The 17607-nt window shown below is 42.1% G+C and carries 17 protein-coding genes, 1 tRNA gene and 1 other RNA gene; 17 read left to right on the forward strand and 2 right to left on the reverse strand.

Going from position 1 to position 17607, the window contains the following annotated elements:
* Window positions 1-21: 21 nt before the first annotated feature.
* The 8 genes from glmM to whiA all read left to right on the forward strand — a co-directional run bounded on the left by glmM (window position 22) and on the right by whiA (window position 6559).
* The gene (glmM, locus tag AB4X21_RS04375) at window positions 22-1371 is read left to right on the forward strand and encodes a phosphoglucosamine mutase (RefSeq protein WP_369088258.1); all 1350 of its coding nucleotides are present in this window, start codon (window positions 22-24) and stop codon (window positions 1369-1371) included.
* A gap of 236 nt (window positions 1372-1607) precedes the next feature.
* Window positions 1608-1739 carry a DUF4044 domain-containing protein gene (locus tag AB4X21_RS04380; protein WP_003011566.1) on the forward strand — a complete coding sequence of 44 codons (132 nt, stop codon included), beginning with the start codon at window positions 1608-1610 and terminating at the stop codon, window positions 1737-1739.
* Between the two features lie 33 nt (window positions 1740-1772).
* The gene (gene obgE / locus AB4X21_RS04385; protein ID WP_003011788.1) at window positions 1773-3086 is read left to right on the forward strand and encodes a GTPase ObgE; all 1314 of its coding nucleotides are present in this window, start codon (window positions 1773-1775) and stop codon (window positions 3084-3086) included.
* Between the two features lie 11 nt (window positions 3087-3097).
* Window positions 3098-3301: a hypothetical protein gene (locus AB4X21_RS04390; RefSeq protein WP_061455439.1), complete on the forward strand. Its 204-nt coding sequence runs from the start codon at window positions 3098-3100 to the stop codon at window positions 3299-3301.
* Between the two features lie 18 nt (window positions 3302-3319).
* Window positions 3320-3703 carry a RidA family protein gene (locus AB4X21_RS04395; RefSeq protein ID WP_003006514.1) on the forward strand — a complete coding sequence of 128 codons (384 nt, stop codon included), beginning with the start codon at window positions 3320-3322 and terminating at the stop codon, window positions 3701-3703.
* A 77-nt stretch (window positions 3704-3780) separates the two neighbouring features.
* The gene (rapZ, locus tag AB4X21_RS04400; protein WP_369088259.1) at window positions 3781-4671 is read left to right on the forward strand and encodes an RNase adapter RapZ; all 891 of its coding nucleotides are present in this window, start codon (window positions 3781-3783) and stop codon (window positions 4669-4671) included.
* Window positions 4668-5645: a YvcK family protein gene (locus AB4X21_RS04405; RefSeq protein ID WP_003011861.1), complete on the forward strand. Its 978-nt coding sequence runs from the start codon at window positions 4668-4670 to the stop codon at window positions 5643-5645. The genes rapZ and AB4X21_RS04405 overlap by 4 nt, the downstream gene beginning before the upstream one ends.
* Window positions 5642-6559, forward strand: coding sequence for a DNA-binding protein WhiA (gene whiA, locus AB4X21_RS04410; RefSeq protein ID WP_049474808.1), 918 nt, complete (start codon window positions 5642-5644; stop codon window positions 6557-6559). Before AB4X21_RS04405 ends, whiA begins: the two co-directional genes overlap by 4 nt.
* A gap of 251 nt (window positions 6560-6810) precedes the next feature.
* On the opposite strand, the gene AB4X21_RS04415 is transcribed toward whiA, so the two are convergent.
* Window positions 6811-7779, reverse strand: a complete 969-nt coding sequence (locus AB4X21_RS04415; protein WP_369088260.1) for an NAD(P)/FAD-dependent oxidoreductase — start codon at window positions 7777-7779, stop codon at window positions 6811-6813.
* Window positions 7780-7956: 177 nt separating this feature from the next.
* On the opposite strand from AB4X21_RS04415, the gene rpsU reads away from it, so the two are divergent.
* Window positions 7957-8133 carry a 30S ribosomal protein S21 gene (gene rpsU / locus AB4X21_RS04420; RefSeq protein ID WP_000048054.1) on the forward strand — a complete coding sequence of 59 codons (177 nt, stop codon included), beginning with the start codon at window positions 7957-7959 and terminating at the stop codon, window positions 8131-8133.
* 101 nt (window positions 8134-8234) lie between these two features.
* Here the strand turns inward: rpsU and mscL are convergent, their stop codons facing one another.
* Complete coding sequence (gene mscL, locus AB4X21_RS04425; protein ID WP_320910817.1) at window positions 8235-8615, reverse strand: large conductance mechanosensitive channel protein MscL; 381 nt, start codon at window positions 8613-8615, stop codon at window positions 8235-8237.
* Between the two features lie 215 nt (window positions 8616-8830).
* Here mscL and dnaG point away from each other — a divergent pair, with 215 nt between their 5' ends.
* The 8 genes from dnaG to AB4X21_RS04465 all read left to right on the forward strand — a co-directional run bounded on the left by dnaG (window position 8831) and on the right by AB4X21_RS04465 (window position 17590).
* On the forward strand, window positions 8831-10609 hold the full coding sequence (dnaG, locus tag AB4X21_RS04430) for a DNA primase (RefSeq protein WP_003003622.1): 1779 nt from the start codon (window positions 8831-8833) through the stop codon (window positions 10607-10609).
* A gap of 2 nt (window positions 10610-10611) precedes the next feature.
* On the forward strand, window positions 10612-11721 hold the full coding sequence (rpoD, locus tag AB4X21_RS04435; RefSeq protein WP_003003251.1) for an RNA polymerase sigma factor RpoD: 1110 nt from the start codon (window positions 10612-10614) through the stop codon (window positions 11719-11721).
* Between the two features lie 122 nt (window positions 11722-11843).
* Window positions 11844-12173, forward strand: a complete 330-nt coding sequence (locus tag AB4X21_RS04440; RefSeq protein ID WP_003003687.1) for a metal-sulfur cluster assembly factor — start codon at window positions 11844-11846, stop codon at window positions 12171-12173.
* 170 nt (window positions 12174-12343) lie between these two features.
* The gene (locus AB4X21_RS04445; RefSeq protein WP_003003284.1) at window positions 12344-13051 is read left to right on the forward strand and encodes an ABC transporter ATP-binding protein; all 708 of its coding nucleotides are present in this window, start codon (window positions 12344-12346) and stop codon (window positions 13049-13051) included.
* Window positions 13052-13060: 9 nt separating this feature from the next.
* Window positions 13061-13855, forward strand: coding sequence for a hypothetical protein (locus AB4X21_RS04450; RefSeq protein WP_003003331.1), 795 nt, complete (start codon window positions 13061-13063; stop codon window positions 13853-13855).
* 103 nt (window positions 13856-13958) lie between these two features.
* Window positions 13959-14307: a transfer-messenger RNA gene (gene ssrA, locus AB4X21_RS04455) on the forward strand.
* A gap of 11 nt (window positions 14308-14318) precedes the next feature.
* A tRNA-Ser gene (locus tag AB4X21_RS04460) sits at window positions 14319-14406 on the forward strand.
* An 82-nt stretch (window positions 14407-14488) separates the two neighbouring features.
* Complete coding sequence (locus AB4X21_RS04465) at window positions 14489-17590, forward strand: DNA polymerase III subunit alpha (RefSeq protein WP_369088261.1); 3102 nt, start codon at window positions 14489-14491, stop codon at window positions 17588-17590.
* Window positions 17591-17607 lie beyond the last annotated feature (17 nt).

Raw genomic sequence — 17607 nt, forward strand, 5'->3', positions numbered from 1 at the left:
AGTAAAAAAAGGTAATAAAGAATGGGTAAATATTTTGGAACGGACGGTGTCCGTGGAGAAGCAAATGTAGAATTAACGCCAGAGTTGGCCTTTAAATTAGGTCGTTTTGGTGGCTATGTATTGAGCCAACATGAGGAAGAAACGCCCTTGGTATTCGTTGGGCGTGATACGCGTATATCTGGTGAAATGTTGGAGCATGCCTTGATTGCTGGACTCTTATCAGTTGGGATTCGTGTCTATAAATTGGGTGTAATTGCAACGCCAGGTGTCGCTTATTTGGTTCGTACGGGAAAAGCCAGCGCCGGGGTTATGATTTCTGCTAGCCACAATCCAGCCTTGGACAATGGCATCAAATTCTTTGGTGGTGATGGCTTCAAATTGGATGACGATCGCGAACTTGAAATTGAAGCCTTGCTTGATGCCGCTGAAGATACCCTTCCACGTCCAAGTGCGCAAGGTTTAGGAACGGTTATGGAATATCCAGAAGGCTTGCGTAAGTATCAAGAATTCCTTGTATCGACAGGGGTCCAACTCGAGGGTATACACGTAGTCTTAGATACAGCAAATGGTGCAGCCTCAACAAGTGCCCGTCAAATCTTTGCAGATTTGGGAGCTCAATTGACCGTCATCGGTGAAAACCCAGATGGTTTGAACATCAATGATGGGGTTGGCTCTACTCACCCAGAACATTTGCAAGAGAAAGTAAAAGAAGTTGGCGCAGCGATTGGTCTTGCCTTTGACGGAGACAGCGATCGCTTAATTGCAGTGGATGAAAATGGAGAGATCGTAGACGGCGATAAGATCATGTACATCATCGGTTCGTATCTTTCAAGCAAGGGCTTGCTCGAGAAAAATACGATCGTCACGACCGTCATGTCCAATCTCGGATTCCATAAGGCATTGGATGCGAAAGGAATTCAAAAAGAAATTACAGCTGTTGGAGACCGCTATGTCGTCGAAGAAATGCGCAAGTCTGGTTACAACCTTGGTGGTGAGCAATCTGGTCACGTAGTCATCATGGATTACAACACAACTGGTGATGGCCAATTAACAGGTGTACAATTGACAAAAATCATGCAAGAAACCGGCAAGAAATTATCTGAATTGGCTGCAGAAGTGACCATTTATCCGCAAAAACTGGTCAATATCCGGGTTGAAAATAGCATGAAAGACAAGGCAATGGAAGTACCCGCTATCCGTGAAATCATTGAAAAAATGGAAGCAGAAATGGCGGGAAATGGACGTATTTTGGTACGTCCAAGTGGAACTGAACCCCTCCTTCGAGTGATGGCAGAAGCACCAACCAATGAAGAAGTGGACTACTATGTGGATACCATTGCTGCAGTTGTCCAAGCAGAAATTGGACTCTAAAAATGAATGTGTCTAGGTGTGAGTTTTTGTGTTCAAAAGTCGGGTTTATAGATGGACCATACCTATTAGTCCAGTGTACGAGCTTTAATACCTTCTGTTCATGGAAAGGTACACCTCTTGGCACAAAGAGATCAGACTCATGTCTGGTCTTTTTGTGTAGGCTCGATTTGAAAAATCCTCTCATTCGTGGTAAAATAGGGCTACTAATGAATTTAATGTAATCGAGGTATTTAGAAGTGGCTTTTGGAGATAATGGAAAACGTAAAAAAACACCATTTGAAATGATTACGATGGTCGTGATTGTAATTATGTTGATTGTCACCGTTGGTGCAATCTTTGCAACTGCAATTGGTGCTCTTTCTTATTAAGATGCAAGCAGGAATAAAGGAAATCATCTATTTATGAGTATGTTTTTAGATACAGCCAAGATAAAGGTCAAGGCTGGAAATGGCGGCGATGGCATGGTGGCCTTTCGTCGTGAAAAATATGTCCCCAATGGCGGACCTTGGGGGGGTGATGGAGGACGTGGTGGCAATGTCATCTTCCTAGTAGACGAAGGCTTGCGTACTCTAATGGACTTCCGTTATAACCGGCATTTCAAAGCCCAAAATGGGGAAAAAGGAATGACCAAAGGGATGCACGGACGTGGGGCAGAAGATCTCTATGTACGAGTTCCTCAAGGAACGACCGTCCGAGATGCTGAGACTGGCAAGGTCATCACTGACCTAGTTGAAAATGGCCAAGAGTACATTGTCGCACACGGTGGCCGTGGTGGCCGTGGAAACATTCGTTTTGCTACTCCAAAGAATCCAGCTCCAGAGATTTCTGAGAATGGGGAACCTGGTCAGGAACGCGAACTCGAATTAGAACTCAAGGTCTTGGCAGACGTTGGTTTGGTTGGCTTCCCTTCTGTTGGGAAATCAACCCTTCTTAGTGTCATCACTTCAGCTAAACCAAAGATTGGAGCTTATCATTTCACAACCATCGTTCCAAATTTGGGCATGGTTCGGACGCCATCAGGTGAATCCTTTGCAGTCGCAGACCTTCCTGGATTGATTGAAGGAGCTAGCCAAGGTGTTGGACTAGGAACCCAGTTCCTTCGCCACATCGAGCGCACCCGGGTTATCTTGCATGTTATTGATATGTCAGCCAGTGAGGGACGCGACCCTTATGAAGATTATGTTCAAATTAATAAAGAGCTTGAAACCTATAATCTTCGTTTGATGGAACGTCCTCAAATTATCGTGGCAAATAAGATGGATATGCCAGAGAGCCAAGAAAACTTGAAAGAATTCAAGAAGAAATTGGCAGCCAATTACGATGAGTTTGATGAATTGCCACAGATCTTCCCAATCTCTAGTTTGGCGCATCAAGGTTTGGACAATTTGTTAGAAGCAACAGCAGAATTGTTAGACAAAACGCCAGAATTCCTCTTGTATTCAGAAGATGAAATGGCACAAGAAGAAGTATACTACGGCTTTGATGAAGACCAGCCAGCCTTTGACATCAGTCGGGATGACGATGCCGCTTGGGTCTTGTCTGGTGAAAAACTTGAAAAGCTTTTCAATATGACCAATTTCGATCGTGATGAAGCGGTCATGAAATTTGCTCGTCAATTGCGTGGCATGGGGGTTGATGAAGCTCTTCGTGCGCGTGGAGCAAAAGATGGCGATATCGTTCGGATCGGTAAATTTGAATTTGAATTTGTAGATTAAGTGTGATCCTTGTGGATCAAGGATTCCAAATAAGAAGTGAGGCTTTTTCAGTGGGAGATAAACCAATATCTTTTCGAGATGAAAATGGAAATTTTGTTTCAGCAGCCGATGTTTGGAATGCTGAAAAACTAGAAGAACTCTTTAATACACTAAATCCTAAGCGCAAATTGCGCTTACAAAGGGAAAAATTAGCAAAAGAAAACCAGCAGAAGTAAATAGACTTGGAGAACACTATGGCAAAAACAATTCATACTGATAAAGCACCCGCAGCAATCGGACCTTATGTTCAAGGGAAAATCGTAGGGAATCTTCTCTTTGCAAGTGGACAAGTTCCCTTGTCACCTGAAACAGGCGAAATCATTGGCGAAACCATCCAAGAACAAACAGAGCAAGTCTTAAAGAATATTGGGGCTATTTTGGAAGAGGCTGGGACAGACTTTGACCATGTGGTGAAAACCACTTGTTTCTTAAGTGATATGAATGACTTTGTACCTTTTAATGAGGTCTATAAAACAGTCTTTACTACAGAGTTTCCAGCTCGTTCTGCTGTTGAAGTAGCACGCCTGCCACGTGATGTGAAGGTAGAAATTGAAGTTATTGCGGAAATCAAGGCCTAATAACCATTCAAAGACAAAAAGACAGAGTGGAGAGCAGGAAACTGTAGGCCACTCTGTTTTATTTATGGGAGGAAAAAATGACAGAAAGTAAGATTCAACTGGTCATGGTAACAGGGATGAGCGGTGCTGGTAAGACCGTCGCCATCCAATCGTTTGAGGATTTGGGTTACTTTACCATCGACAATATGCCACCGGCGCTCTTGCTGAAATTTATTGAGCTCATGCGCCACAGCCCAGATAACAGTAAATTGGCGATCGTGGTAGATATGAGGAGCCGTTCATTTTTCAATGAAATTCGTACCGTCTTGGGTGAATTGGATAACCAAGAAGATCTAGATTTTAAGGTCTTGTTCTTAGATGCTACTGACAGTGAGTTGGTAGCACGATACAAAGAAACTCGTCGTAGCCACCCACTAGCAGCAGATGGTCGTGTTTTAGATGGGATTACCTTAGAGAGAGAACTCCTGTCTCCATTAAAAAATATTAGTCAAAATGTAGTGGATACCACTGAGTTGACGCCTCGTAATTTAAGAAAAACCATAGCAGAACAATTTGCCAATCAAGACAATCAGCCAGATTTTCGGGTTGAGGTCATGTCATTTGGCTTTAAATATGGCCTTCCGATCGACGCTGACCTCGTGTTTGACGTGCGTTTTCTTCCAAATCCTTACTATAAATTGGAGTTGAGGAATTTAACTGGTCAAGATCCAGCTGTCTATGATTATGTGATGGACCACCCTGAATCAGAAGACTTTTACCGTCATCTCCATGACTTGATTGTTCCTATTTTACCGTCTTATAAACGCGAGGGTAAATCCGTTCTCACCATCGCTATGGGCTGTACCGGTGGACAACACCGTTCGGTAGCCTTTGCAGAGCGCTTAGCGCATGATTTAGAAAGTCATTGGCAGGTCAATTGCAGTCATAGAGACAAGGACAGACGGAAAGAAACGGTGAATCGCTCATGAGAAAACCTAAAGTAACTGTTATTGGAGGAGGAACAGGGATTTCTGTTATTCTCGATAGTCTGAGAAAGAAACCAGTCGATATCACTGCTATTGTAACCGTTGCCGATGATGGCGGGAGTTCAGGTGAATTGCGGAAGAACATCCAAAAATTGACACCACCTGGGGATCTTCGAAATGTGCTGGTTGCCATGTCAGATATGCCTCGTTTTTATGAAAAGGTCTTTCAATACCGCTTTGCAGACGATGATGGCCCTTTGGCCGGACACCCTTTGGGAAACTTGATCATTGCAGGGATTTCAGAGATGCAAGGCTCGACCTATAATGCCATGCAGTTGTTAACCAAGTTCTTTCATACGACCGGCAAGATCTATCCTTCCAGTGATAGTCCCTTGACCCTTCATGCCGTCTTTCAAGATGGAAAAGAAGTGGTAGGAGAAAGCCACATTGCCAACTACACCGGCATGATTGATCATGTCTATGTGACCAATACCTTTGATCAAGAGCGCCCTAAGGCTAGTAAAAAAGTGGTGGAAGCTATTCTTGAAAGTGATATGGTCGTCTTGGGTCCAGGCTCTCTCTTTACCTCGATTCTTCCTAATTTGATGATTGACGAGATTGGATCAGCCATCCTTGAAACCAAAGCTCAGATATCCTATGTTTGCAACATTATGACCCAAAGAGGAGAAACCGAGCATTTTACAGATAGTGACCACGTTTCTGTGCTCCATAAACACTTGGGAGAAAAGTTCATCGATACTGTCCTTGTCAATATTAATCAGGTTCCTGCAGCTTATATGAACAGCAATAAATTTGATGAATACTTGGTGCAGGTAGAGCACGATTTTAAGGGCCTCCACTCGCAAGTTCCCCAAGTGATTTCTTCGGATTTCTTGAAGCTGGTCAATGGAGGAGCCTTTCATGATGGTGAAAAAGTAGTCGAAGAGCTGATGCGGATTGTGCAGGTGAGAAAATGAGTTTTACGGTTCGTGTCAAAGAAGAATTATTGTCTCTCAAGCGATTTGAAAAAAGTGAATTGGCTGCCATTATCAAGATGTCTGGAAGTCTTGGGATTTCAATGGGGGGCTTGACGCTCTCGGTAACGACAGAAAATGCCAAGATCGCTCGTCATATCTATGAATTGTTGCATCATTTCTATGAGGCAAAATCAGATATTCGCCACCACCAAAAAACTAACTTAAAAAAAAATCGTGTCTACACAGTATTCTTGGATGAGAAGGTGGAAGAGATTTTGGCTGACTTGCATTTGGCAGATGCCTTCTTTGGGATTGAGACAGGCATTGATGCTAGTGTTTTAGAAGATGAAGCAGCTAGTCGTGCTTATCTTCGGGGTGCTTTTCTGTCGAGCGGTTCGATTAAAGATCCTGAAAAAGGGAAGTACCAGCTGGAAATTCATTCTGTTTATACAGACCACGCGGAAGGAATTGCCCTTCTTATGCAAGGATTTTTACTAGATGCAAAAACCATCGAGCGTAAAAAGGGTGTCGTAACCTATTTGCAAAGAGCGGAAGATATTATTGATTTTCTAATTGTGGTAGAGGCCATGCAAGCCATGCAGGAATTTGAGTCCATCAAGGTCATGAGAGAGACGCGCAATGACCTCAATCGGGCCAATAATGCCGAAATGGCCAATATCCAGCGCACAGTCACAGCCAGTATGAAAACCATAAATAATATCAGCAAAATTGTGGATACGGTCGGTCTAGGGAGTTTACCAAGCGACCTGCAAGAAGTTGCCTATATCCGGATGAATCATCCAGATTATTCCATCCAGCAGATCGCAGATAGTTTGCAACAACCTATTTCAAAAAGCGGTGTCAATCACCGCTTGCGTAAGATCAATAAGATCGCAGACGATTTAGACAAATAAAAAAGGCCAAAGGCCTTTCATAATGAGGATAAAGTCTTTTTAAAAACTTTCCTTAGGTGAGTACGGACGTCAGCGAACTTCATAGAAGTTCCATGACTTAGTTTTGAGCCTAATGTCTCAAAACTCCCGAGTGACTGAAACGTATTGTTTCAGTCACTTTTCTCACAGCGGAAAGTTTTTTTATTTTCTTGACTTGTTCTAAAAATAGGGACTCATTTTTACTTCTTTTCAGAATCAATTAACTTATTTTATTATAAACTAGTTGAGTGCGTTGGTTGGACTTTCTTATCTGGATAGATGTAGTTGATGGCATTGTTTACAGCTGTCGGGGCTTCCCCCAGACCTGTAGCGATGAGATCGATCTTTCCTTCATAGAAGCAGCAGTCTCCACAAGCATAAATTCCAGGAAGGCTGGTTTCTTGTTTCTGATTCACCTTGATTTTATGGTGTTGCAATTCTACACCCCATTCTTTCAAGTTTCCGATAGAAGATTTAAAGCCATAGTTGACAAATAAGTGATCAATCGGGAGGAGTTCGGTTTCATCGGATTTAACTTTTGTGATTTCAAGATGAGTGGCATGACCATTTTTGCCAATCAAGCGACTAGGAACAAATGGTGTTTTGATGTTGACAGAAGATTGTTTGAGTTCTTCTACACTGTGTTCTAGGGCGCGGAAGTTGTCCCGACGGTGAACGATTGTAGTTGGAGCAATCTTTTCAAAAGCAAGAGCCCAGTCCACAGCAGAGTCCCCACCACCAAGGACGGTCACCTGCTGTCCTTCATATTGTTGGATATTTGAAACATGATAGTGGACGTTATCAAAGTCTTCGGCTTCGTCGATGTCAAGGGAACGGGGTTTAAAAGCTCCTCCCCCCATGGCAATGATGACGGCTTTAGACTGATGCACTTGGCGTGAAGTAGTGATGGTGAAGACATCACCTTCTTTTTGAATATTCTCTACGGTTTCATTGAGGAAGATCGGTGTATCGAATCGCTTGACTTGCTCGATCAAGCGATTGCTTAATTCTTCACCAGTTAAATTGGTGAAGCCAGGTACATCTAGGATACTTTTTTCTGGATAGAGAATGGCTGGTTGCCCTCCAAGTTGAGGTAAGGAATCAATCAGTTTGACTTTTGCTTGGCGCATATTGCCATAAAAAGCAGCAAACAGACCAACCGGTCCGCCCCCAACAATGGTAATATCATAAATTTCTGACATGGTATCTCCTTCATGGTTTTCTTTGTTTCCATTGTATCATAAAAAAAGTGAATTGAAAAAGTGATCATTGAAAAAGAACAGTGGAGGGAAAGAATAGAAAACTGTTAAAAGATCTTGACAGCGCCTTTAAAGTGTGATAAAATGATTAAGATTTTAGGCTTGAAGGGAGTGAAAAACATGTCAAAAACAGTAGTACGTAAGAATGAATCTCTTGACGATGCTCTTCGTCGTTTCAAACGCGCGGTTACTAAAGCTGGTACTCTTCAAGAAACACGCAAACGTGAATTCTATGAAAAACCTTCTGTAAAACGTAAACGTAAATCAGAAGCAGCTCGTAAACGTAAAAAATTCTAATTGAATACAGAAACAGACTTCGGTCTGTTTTTTGTTTTTTCTCATCCATTGAAGACAAAAAAACCGACCTTCCAGCTAGAAGATCGGATCTTTTTATCTAATTATTTGTTTGCAAGCAAGTCGCGGATTTCAGCAAGCAACTCTTCTTGAGTAGGAGCAGCAGCTTCTTCTTCAGCAGCTTCTTCTTTTTTACCAAGGTTTTGAGCTTTCTCAGCAGCTTTCACCACGAAGAAAAGAACAGTACCGATAACAAGGAAGTTGATTACAGCGCTCAAGAAGCTACCGTATGCGACACCGTTCCAAGTCAATTCAGCAATCTTTTCAACACCAGCAGCTTTCAAAGCTGGGTTCAAAATAAGTGGAGTGATGATGTCGTTTACAAATGATGTAACGATAGCTCCAAATGCAGCCCCGATAATCACTGCAACAGCAAGGTCAACAACGTTTCCACGAAGGAGGAAAGCTTTCAATTCTTTTAACATAACCTATATATGTCCTTTCATAATAATTTTTTACTATGATAGTATAACGGAAAATAAACTGGCTGACAAGAAATATGCCTAAATTTTTTTAAATTAGTGATAAAGGTTGAAAATCTTTTCTTTTATGTGTGAAATCAGTAGGAAAAAATTTACTTTTACTAACTTTTAGTATAAAATATAAAGTGATAATCTATGGTAAAATGGAGGCACTGTTTATGGTTGATAAAGAGCTCATTGCAGAAATTAAAAACAGTGTAAACATTGTTGAAGTCATTGGAGAAGTTGTTTCTTTGACCAAGGCTGGCCGTAATTTTTTAGGCCTTTGTCCTTTTCATGGTGAAAAGACTCCTTCCTTTAATGTCGTTGAAGATAAGCAGTTTTACCATTGTTTCGGATGTGGTCGCTCTGGAGATGTCTTTAAATTTATTGAGGACTACCGTGGAGTCGCCTTTATGGATGCGGTCCAGATCGTAGCAGATAAGGCTGGTATTGCGCTTCAGTACCAGGCAAGACCTGCCCAACCAGCGTCTGCCAATCCAAACCAAGAACTTTATGAGATTCATCAGGAAGCTAGTAAATTCTATCAGGCGATTCTGATGACGACAAAGATGGGGGAAGAAGCGCGACACTATCTGCATGAACGCGGACTGACAGATGAGGTGATCCGACATTTTCAATTGGGCTTATCACCAGCAGAAGGAAATTATCTCTATCGAAATCTCTCTGAGAAATTCTCCGAGAAAGTGATTACCGATTCGGGTTTGTTTACAATCTCAGATGCTGGAACGGTTTTTGATGCCTTTCAGGATCGGATCATGTTTCCCTTAACGGATGATAGTGGACGGGTCATTGCCTTTTCTGGTAGGCTGTGGAAAATGACGGAGGATGGCAGTCATCAAGCCAAGTACAAGAATAGTCGTAGTACCCGTCTATTTAATAAAAGTTATGAACTCTATCATTTGGATCAAGCCAAGACGAGCGCTAAAAAGCAACATGAAATGTATATCATGGAAGGCTTTATGGATGTCATTGCGGCTTATCGAGCTGGGATAGAAAATGCAGTCGCCTCTATGGGGACAGCATTGACACCAGAGCATGTTCAGCACCTGTCTTATTTTACCAAAAAGGTCATCCTGACCTATGATGGGGATAAGGCAGGACTTGAAGCAACAGCTAAGGCCTTGGATGTCTTGCAGGATCTGGAGTTGGAGATCGTCCGTATCCCTGATCAGATGGACCCTGATGAATACCTCAAAAAGACGTCCCCAGAAGATCTAGCTACCCTCTTGAAGAATTCTCGGATCAGTAAGGTTGAATTCTTGATGCACTACTGGAAACCCCAGTATATTGAGAACCTGCAAGCACAAATTGAATTTGTCGAAAAGTTGGCACCGATGATCGCCCAGACGCGCTCCATTACAGCGCAAAACACGTATATTTATAAGTTAGCCGATTTATTGCCGGACTTTGATTACTTACAGATTGAGCAGATTGTCAATAATAGTCGTTTGCATCAACGGCAAGAAGCGCAAGAAGGTGGACGATCAAAAACGTCGACTTTTTCAGTGGAGCTCTTGCCGAATCGTGGGATGACGCGCTTGATCAAGGCGGAAAATCATTTGTTAAGTAGGATGAAGGATTTTCCAATGGTCCTCAATGATTACCGTTTGCGACCTGATTTTGCCTTCGACACGCCGGAGTTACAGATCTTGTATCAATTGCTCTGTCAAAATGGAGAAGTCACCTCTCAGGATTTATCCGAGCAGCCTGAAGGGGTCCAGCACGCCTGGTACCGCATGTTAGAAGAAGATTTACCAGAAGAGATAGCAGATGGTGAGTTAGAAGAAGTAGAAGCGACACGGAATCGTGAGCTTCTTCGCAAAGAAAGTCAACAAATTGGAAATAAAGTGAAGGAAGCTTCCTCAATAGGGGATGCGGAAAAAGCTTTATTGGAACTCGAGCGTTTAATCGCTCAAAAAAGAAGAATGGAGTAGGAATGGCTAAAGAACAAAAAGATATTACAACATTGGACGTTCAAATTGCAGAATTTATTCGCAGCCACAAGAAAAGCGGAACTGCAACAGATGATGAAATTAATGACCAATTGGTTATTCCATTCACGCTAGATGCAGATGGGATTGAAGATCTTTTGCAACGCATTCAAGATGCAGGGATTTCGATCACTGATAAAGACGGCAACCCAAGTGCGCGTGTGTTGAACAATGAAGAAGAGCCAGAGTTGTCAGATGAGGAATTACTTGGAAGCAACTCTGCTAAGGTTAATGACCCCGTACGGATGTACTTGAAAGAAATTGGGGTTGTTCCTCTCTTGACCAATGAAGAAGAACAAGAATTGGCTATCTTGGTGGAACAAGGTGACTTGGAAGCTAAGCAACGTCTAGCAGAGGCCAACCTTCGTTTGGTTGTATCCATTGCGAAACGTTACGTTGGTCGTGGAATGCAATTTTTGGATTTGATCCAAGAAGGAAATATGGGCTTAATGAAGGCCGTTGATAAGTTTGACTATACCAAAGGGTTCAAGTTCTCTACTTATGCGACTTGGTGGATTCGTCAGGCCATCACTCGTGCCATTGCAGACCAAGCCCGTACCATTCGGATCCCTGTTCACATGGTGGAAACCATCAACAAGTTGGTTCGTGAACAACGCAATCTCTTGCAAGAATTGGGACAAGATCCAACACCAGAACAAATCGCTGAGCGCATGGATATGACGCCGGATAAGGTCCGTGAAATCTTGAAGATTGCTCAAGAGCCTGTTTCTCTTGAAACACCAATCGGAGAAGAAGACGATAGCCATTTGGGCGATTTTATCGAAGATGAAGTGATTGAAAATCCAGTAGACTACACTACTCGTGTGGTACTACGTGAACAATTGGATGAAGTCCTCGATACTTTGACAGATCGAGAAGAAAATGTTTTGCGTCTTCGTTTTGGTCTCGATGATGGAAAAATGCGGACTTTGGAAGATGTGGGGAAAGTCTTCAACGTGACCCGTGAACGGATCCGTCAGATCGAAGCCAAAGCCCTTCGCAAACTCCGCCACCCAAGCAGAAGCAAACCATTGCGTGACTTTATAGAGGATTAAAAAGATCCTGCGGATCTTTTTAACCCGAGCCGAAAAATTCGGAAGCGAGGAAGGTCCAGTGGACCTTTTTAACGGTCGCCAAGTAATTCTATCGAGAGTAAAATAGCAAAAAAGGAAGTCATATGGCATATACAACTGAGCAAATTGAAGCAATTAAAAATAAAATCTTAAATGCTTTGGAAGAGGTAATCGATCCTGAGCTTGGGATTGACATTGTCAATTTAGGTCTTGTCTACGAGATCCATTTTGACGGTGAAACTGGAGCAACCATCATTGATATGACCCTAACGACCATGGGATGTCCATTAGCAGATCTTCTTACAGATCAGATTCATGATGTTTTAGCAGAAGTAGAAGAAGTGACATCAGTGGATGTGAAGTTGGTCTGGTACCCTGCTTGGACGGTTGAAAAGATGAGCCGTTATGCACGGATCGCACTTGGAATTAGTTAAACATTCTATGCATCAAAACAAATCGGAGGTTAGGGATTTCCTAACCTCTGATTTGTTTACCCCTGTTTTTTGAACAACCATTTCAAAATTATTAGCAAATTTTCAGATAAAGTTGCAATCATCAAGGGGACAAGGTATAATAGCATAAATAGAAAATAAAGGAGATTTACATGAATCAGTATCCTTTGGTCTACTTGGACCATGTGACAAAGAATTATGGGCATGAAGTTGCTCTCATGGATGTTAGTTTGAACATCCAACCTGGCCGTATTATTGGTCTTTTGGGTCCCAATGGTAGTGGGAAAACAACCATCATTAAATTAATCAATGGTTTGTTGCAACCAAGCCTTGGAAATATCTATATTCATGGGCAATTACCTTCCCCAGCTTCTAAAAAAGTAGTTTCCTATTTGCCAGATACAACTTATCTGAATGAAAATATGAAAATTATTGATGCTATTAGCTATTTCCAAGATTTTTATGCAGATTTTAATGTCCAACGTGCTTACCAATTGCTCAACGATTTGCATTTGCAGCCAAATCAAAAATTGAACAGCCTTTCAAAAGGGAATAAGGAAAAAGTGCAATTGATTTTGGTGATGAGTCGTGAAGCTGACTTGTATGTTCTTGATGAGCCAATCGGTGGGGTTGATCCAGCGGCGCGTGATTATATTTTGCGTACCATCATTCAAAACAGACGTCCAAACTCTTCTGTCTTGATTTCTACTCACCTGATTGCGGATATTGAGCAAGTTTTGGATGAGGCTATTTTCATCAACCAAGGAAGAATTCTCTTGCATGAAAATACGACTGTTTTGCGCAATCAACACGGAAAATCTATCGATGAAATCTTCCGTGATCAATTCCGTGTTTATTAGGAGGACCTCATGTTTGGTAAATTATTAAAATACGAATTTAAGTCAACAAGTAAATGGTATCTGTTGATTACTTTGATCGCACTAGGTTTGTCAGTGATTACAGGTGTTATCGGTGGAAGTGCTACAAACGGTTTTGTGAATATGGAAACCAATAGTATGCAAATGATTACGGGGACTCTTGGGATTCTCATTTTTGGAGGAGTCATCGGTCTTTATCTGAGCAACTATTATATTATTATCCGTCGTTTCTATTCCAACTTATACGGACGTGAAGGTTACTTGACTTGGACCCTTCCAGCTAGCCCACATGCGATCATTTTGTCTAAATTTGTGGGAGCTTTAGTAGCGAGTCTTTACTGCCTATTCCTTCTATTTTTGAGTGGTTTTATCACAATTATTGTGATGGGCGCTGTCATTGGACAAGATCTCTCTCCTGTATTTAGTATTATTTCTGAGGCTTTTAGTCATTCTATTGCTTATTGGATGATCATCTGGTGGATTTTTACCACAGCTTCCGGAATTTTATTATTTTATGTATCGATCGCACTTGGTCAACTGTTCCAAAATCGTCGTGGATTTAAGGCTATTTTGTTTGGTTTTCTCTTGTGTCTTGTTTTAAGTATCATTGGTACAGCAGTCAATCCATTTAAAGATTCATATGCTGTCGTGTATGCATTGGTTTATGGAAATATTGATGAATTTGGAGTAAACTTCATTCCAGGTCTCATTTATGAAGTCATTAAGATTGTTTCTATGTACTTCACCATTCACTATATCAGCAAGTACAAGTTGAATCTTCAATAATAACAGTAAATTGAACAAGGAGCTTCCCGGTGGAAGCCTTCTTGTTCAATTTTTTTCTTTTGCATTTTTGGCTACATTTTGATATACTAATTGTATTCGTTTTGGGGTCGTTACGGATTCGACAGGCATTATGAGGCATATTTTGCAACTCATCTAGCGGATGTAAAACGCCAGTTAAATATAACTGCAAAAAATAATAATTCTTACGCTTTAGCTGCCTAAACACCAGCAGGCGTGACCCGATTCGAATCGCTCGTGTTTGATGACAGGTCTTAATTTTAGCGAGATACGATCTAGCTTGGTCTAGGAGTTAGATAAGAGATTGTTAGACTCGCAGGTACAGGGCTTGAGTTATGTGCCATGTAGCTGTTAAAAGAAGACATAACCTATGGTTGTAGACAAATATGCTGGCAGGTGTTTGGACGTGGGTTCGACTCCCACCGGCTCCATATTTTTTATTCATGGAAGATTACTCAAGAGGCTTAAGAGGCCGTGTTGGAAACGCGGTAGGCGTGTAAAAGCGTGCGTGGGTTCGAATCCCATGTCTTCCGTTGTTGAGACATCATTGTGTAGCAGTGGTGTTTTTTTGTACAAAAAGAGTCCCAAAAATAGACAAGTGAGGGAGGAGAAAAAGTGATTGCACAGCTAGATACCAAATCAGTCTATACTTTTATGGAAAGCCTTGTGACCATAAAAGACTATGTCCAAGTGGCTAAAAATATGGGGTATGACGTATTGGGAATCATGGATGTAGATAATTTGTATGGTGCTTATGAATTTATCGAAGCCTGTCAGGCCCACAAGCTCAGCCCCTTGGTCGGTTTTGAAATTGGACTAGAGGTAGACAATGAAACAATTCCGTTTCGGATGATCGCCTTGTCAACGAAGGGCTACCAGAATCTGATGAAGATGTCGACCGTCAAAATGATGGGGAAGAGCAATTGGGAAGATGTGAAGCACCTTACAGAAGGAGTAGCAATTATTGTCCCAGCCCCTTTTGCTAGTGGAGACTTGCCGCTTGGTCTAGATTACCTCATAGGAGTTTTTGCGGATACGCCGGTCCAGGAGTTTAGCCACCCTGTGATTCCTCTTCATACCGTTCGATTTTTTGAGGCGGGAGATGTGGAAGCCATGCAGATGCTGGCAGCCATCAAGGACAATCAAAGCTTGACGGAAACAGGGCTAATTGATCCGACAACAGTCCTAAAAACCCCTCAGGATTTAAAGAATGATTTTGCAGAGCGATTTCCTCAAGCCGTCACAAATCTGGAAAACCTTGTCCAAGGGATTCAATACGATATTGATACCCAGTTGAAATTGCCTCGCTTCAATCCTCAGAAACCAGCTGTTGAGGAACTGGGAGAATTAGCTCAAGCGGGTCTCCTTCGAAAGAACTTGACCAGTACGGTCTATCAAGAACGTCTGGAGCATGAATTAGACATTATTCACCAAATGGGCTTTGATGATTATTTCTTGATTGTCTGGGACCTTCTTCGTTTCGGACGGAGTCAAGGCTATTATATGGGAATGGGACGTGGGTCTGCTGTAGGCTCACTGGTAGCCTATGCCCTAGGAATTACAGGGATTGATCCTGTGGAGAAGAACCTCCTCTTTGAGCGCTTTTTAAATGTGGAGCGCTACACCATGCCGGATATTGATATTGATATTCCTGATATCTATCGTCCAGAATTTATCCGCTATGTGCGAGACCGTTACGGGAGTTATCATGCAGCTCAGATCGTGACCTTTTCAACCTTTGGGGCCAAACAAGCCATTCGAGATGTCTTTAAACGTTTTGGGGTACCAGAGTACGAATTGACCTCCATTACCAAGCGGATTGGGTTTAGGGATACACTGACGACAGCTTATGAACAGAATCTAGCTTTTCGACAAGTGATTCATAGCCGAGTAGAATTTGAGCGTGGCTTTGAAATTGCTAAAAGAATAGAAGGCCAACCAAGACAGACTTCTATCCACGCGGCTGGGGTTGTGATGAGTGACCAGGATTTGACGGATCACATTCCTCTCAAGTACGGTGAAGATATGTTTGTCACCCAGTATGATGCCCATGCGGTTGAAGCCAATGGTCTGTTGAAGATGGACTTTTTGGGTCTGCGAAATTTAACCTTTGTTCAGAAAATGAAGGAAGCCGTCTATGAAAAGTACCAAGAAGAGATCGTGATTGAAGCCATTGATTTAGAAGATCCAGAAACCTTAGCCTTGTTTGCTGCAGGGGATACCAAGGGGATTTTCCAATTTGAACAGGCTGGAGCTATTCGCCTCTTGAGACGTGTGAGACCCAATCATTTCGAAGAAGTGGTAGCGACCACCTCTCTCAATCGTCCAGGCGCTAGTGATTACATTGATAATTTTGTCAAAAGAAAGCACGGCCAGGAAAAAGTTGAGATTCTGGATCCAGCGATTGAAGAAATCTTAAGGCCCACATATGGGATCATGCTCTACCAAGAGCAGGTCATGCAGGTTGCCCAGCGTTTTGCAGGTTTTAGCCTGGGAAAAGCCGATATTTTACGTCGGGCTATGGGCAAAAAAAATGCAGCTGAAATGCACAAGATGGAAGACGATTTTGTCGCAGGTGCTCTTAAACTTGGACATACGGAAGAAAAAGCCAAAGAGGTCTTTGCGATTATGGAAAAATTCGCAGGCTATGGGTTTAACCGTTCCCATGCCTATGCCTATTCTGCCTTGGCCTTTCAGATGGCCTATTTCAAGGTCCATTATCCAGATGTTTTCTTTGATGTCATGCTCAATTATTCGAGTAGCGATTATCTGACAGATGCTCTCCAGTTTGATTTTAAAGTCGCGCCATTATCCATCAATACCATCCCTTACAGAGATAAGTTCCAGGATCGAAAAATCTACTTGGGAATGAAAAATATTAAGGGGCTCCCAAGAGATTTAGCGTATTGGATCATTGACAATCGTCCCTTTGAAAGTGTCGAAGATTTTATTTTACGACTCCCCAATCAGTATCATAAATTGCCTCTATTGACGCCTTTAGTAGAACTAGGATTGTTTGACATTTTTGAAAAAAATAGGCGCAAGGTGCTTCACAATTTGCCGAATTTGTTTGTCTTTGCTGATGAGCTAGGAAGTTTGTTTGGGAATTCTAACTATTCCTGGACAGAAGCGGAAGACTTTAGCCAGGCTGAAAAATATGAGAAGGAAGAGGCCATTATTGGGATCGGGCTCAGTACTCACCCATTGGTTGCGATTGGTCAAACGAGTCCCTACGAGATCCAACCAATTTCACAATTAGTTCAAGGAGAGCAGGCACGCATTCTCATTGAGGTACAAAACATTCGAACCATTCGAACCAAGTCGGGCGATCTCATGGCTTTCTTACAAGTCAGTGATACCAAGAAAAAATTGGATGTGACCCTTTTCCCTGAAACCTACAATCGATTCTCCTCCTTGATAAAAGAAGGTGGCTTTTATTACTTGACAGGGAAAATACAAGAGCGTGATGGGCGCTTGCAAATGATTCTAGCAGAGGCGCAACTGGCAACCAATGAAAAGTTCTGGATCCAGTTGCTCGATCATCGACAGGATAAAACGATTCTTTCTATCTTGAAAAAATATCCGGGCCCATATCCTGTGATATTACGCTATGAAGACGAGAAAAAAACTCTTCAATTGAAGGGCTATACAGTCCAGAAAAACAAAGAATTGGAAGATGAACTAAAGAATCTCGTTATGAAAACGATTTATCGGTAAAAACTGCGAAAAATACG

The sequence above is a fragment of the Streptococcus sp. CP1998 genome, from assembly GCF_041026655.1.
Lineage (GTDB): Bacteria > Bacillota > Bacilli > Lactobacillales > Streptococcaceae > Streptococcus > Streptococcus dentalis.

Bases quoted from the DNA above. Each gene is read 5' to 3' on its own strand.
- rpoD (WP_003003251.1), top strand. From the start codon at position 10,612: ATGGCTAAAGAACAAAAAGATATTACAACATTGGACGTTCAAATTGCA.
- AB4X21_RS04445 (WP_003003284.1), top strand. From the start codon at position 12,344: ATGAATCAGTATCCTTTGGTCTACTTGGACCATGTGACAAAGAATTAT.
- AB4X21_RS04395 (WP_003006514.1), top strand. From the start codon at position 3,320: ATGGCAAAAACAATTCATACTGATAAAGCACCCGCAGCAATCGGACCT.
- AB4X21_RS04405 (WP_003011861.1), top strand. From the start codon at position 4,668: ATGAGAAAACCTAAAGTAACTGTTATTGGAGGAGGAACAGGGATTTCT.
- AB4X21_RS04415 (WP_369088260.1), bottom strand. From the start codon at position 7,779: ATGTCAGAAATTTATGATATTACCATTGTTGGGGGCGGACCGGTTGGT.
- AB4X21_RS04450 (WP_003003331.1), top strand. From the start codon at position 13,061: ATGTTTGGTAAATTATTAAAATACGAATTTAAGTCAACAAGTAAATGG.
- dnaG (WP_003003622.1), top strand. From the start codon at position 8,831: ATGGTTGATAAAGAGCTCATTGCAGAAATTAAAAACAGTGTAAACATT.
- mscL (WP_320910817.1), bottom strand. From the start codon at position 8,615: ATGTTAAAAGAATTGAAAGCTTTCCTCCTTCGTGGAAACGTTGTTGAC.
- obgE (WP_003011788.1), top strand. From the start codon at position 1,773: ATGAGTATGTTTTTAGATACAGCCAAGATAAAGGTCAAGGCTGGAAAT.
- glmM (WP_369088258.1), top strand. From the start codon at position 22: ATGGGTAAATATTTTGGAACGGACGGTGTCCGTGGAGAAGCAAATGTA.
- AB4X21_RS04440 (WP_003003687.1), top strand. From the start codon at position 11,844: ATGGCATATACAACTGAGCAAATTGAAGCAATTAAAAATAAAATCTTA.
- whiA (WP_049474808.1), top strand. From the start codon at position 5,642: ATGAGTTTTACGGTTCGTGTCAAAGAAGAATTATTGTCTCTCAAGCGA.
- rapZ (WP_369088259.1), top strand. From the start codon at position 3,781: ATGACAGAAAGTAAGATTCAACTGGTCATGGTAACAGGGATGAGCGGT.
- rpsU (WP_000048054.1), top strand. From the start codon at position 7,957: ATGTCAAAAACAGTAGTACGTAAGAATGAATCTCTTGACGATGCTCTT.